Source organism: Rhodococcus sp. NPDC057135, assembly GCF_042670865.1.
Taxonomy (GTDB): domain Bacteria; phylum Actinomycetota; class Actinomycetes; order Mycobacteriales; family Mycobacteriaceae; genus Rhodococcus_F.
In genome coordinates, this window is the sequence record NZ_JBHUUU010000046.1 from 1 (window position 1) to 1,404 (window position 1,404).

Consider the following 1,404-nt stretch of genomic DNA (forward strand, 5'->3'; position numbering starts at 1 on the left):
GTGTGCGATGGCGAGTGCTTCAGGTTCGGATAGTGAAGGCCGGCTCATCGCGCTCCTGACGTACGTGTTCATTGTCTGCGTGCCACGGACGACCTCGCCGGCATTGCTCTACACAGCGACTTGTTCGCACTTCCTACTGAGGTTTTCGGGTTGACATCGGGTGGTGACAGTTCATGATCCCTGTGGTATGCCGGTGGGATGAGGTATCCGGAGGGTGGAGGCCTGACCGCTGAGCGTCGGGCGTTTCGTGAAGGGATCCGGTTACAGGCCGGGATGCGGTTCGCGGCGGGTGAGAAGACCGCGGTGATCGCGAAGGATCTGCGGGTGAGTGTGAGGTCGGTGGAACGCTGGCGTCGTGCCTGGCGCGAGGGCGGCATGGAGGCCTTGCGCTCGGCGGGTCCGGCGAACTCCCCGACCGTCACCGACGCCCAGTTCGCCGTCCTCGAGGAGGAACTCGGCAAGGGACCGGCCGCGCACGGCTTCGAAGACGAACGCTGGACCCTGGCCCGGGTCCAGACGCTGATCCGCCGACGTCTTCGGGTGAGTCTGTCGGTGGCGACGGTGTGGCGGCTGCTGAAACGGCACGACTGGTCCTGGCAGGCACCAGCCCGCAGAGCACTCGAACGCGACGAGCACGCGGTGGAGCTGTGGAAGAAGGAGGTCTGGCCCCGGGTAAAAGGCTCGCGGCGGCGTCCGGGGCCTGGATCGTCTTCGAGGACGAGGCCGGCTTCTCGATGACACCGCCCCGTGCCCGGACCTGGGGCCGACGCGGGCACACCCCCGTCATCCGCGTCCGCGGCCGCTCCCGCCGCCGGACCTCAATCGCCGCCCTGTGCTGCTACAAGCCCGGCGAGACGAGCCGCCTCATCCACCGGCCCCGCACCCATCTCCGCCTCAAAGGCGCACGCAAGAGCTTCTCCTGGCAGGACTACCGCGACCTGCTGGTCCGCGCGCACATCCAGCCCGACGGTCCGATCGTGGTGGTCTGGGACAACCTCAACACTCACCTGGCGGCCGGGCTGAAGCGGTACGAGGCCGAGCACGACTGGCTCACCACCGTCCGCCTCCCGCCCTACGCGCCCGACCTCAATCCCGTCGAGGCCGTCTGGTCACTCGTGCGCAGAGCGATGGCCAACACCGCCTTCGCCATCCCCGACGACCTCGAGCGCGTCCTTCGCCGCGAGTTACGCAGGATCCAGCTCCGGCCCCACCTGATCGACGGCTGCCTCACCGCCACCGCCCTGGCACTCACACCACCGACCCCACCCTAAAAACCTCAGTAATCGGCGGCCGAGTCGTCGTGGGGCGCCGAGCGGCGAAGCCAGCAAAGCCACGACAGCGTGAGATCTGACCGACTCAATCGAGCTGCTTGAAAAACCTAGCAGTCGTGGATTTTTCGACCAC

The 1,404-nt window shown here is 67.1% G+C and carries 2 protein-coding genes; both read left to right on the forward strand.

Annotation, left to right across the window (positions count from 1 at the left end; translation table 11 throughout):
- Window positions 1–198: 198 nt before the first annotated feature.
- Entirely contained in the window at window positions 199–738 is a 540-nt protein-coding gene (locus ACFT1A_RS30960) for a winged helix-turn-helix domain-containing protein (protein WP_376381358.1), read from the forward strand.
- Window positions 648–1,271 (forward strand): IS630 family transposase, encoded by a 624-nt coding sequence (locus ACFT1A_RS30965; RefSeq protein ID WP_378450108.1) that lies wholly within the window; start codon window positions 648–650, stop codon window positions 1,269–1,271. The genes ACFT1A_RS30960 and ACFT1A_RS30965 overlap by 91 nt, the downstream gene beginning before the upstream one ends.
- Window positions 1,272–1,404 lie beyond the last annotated feature (133 nt).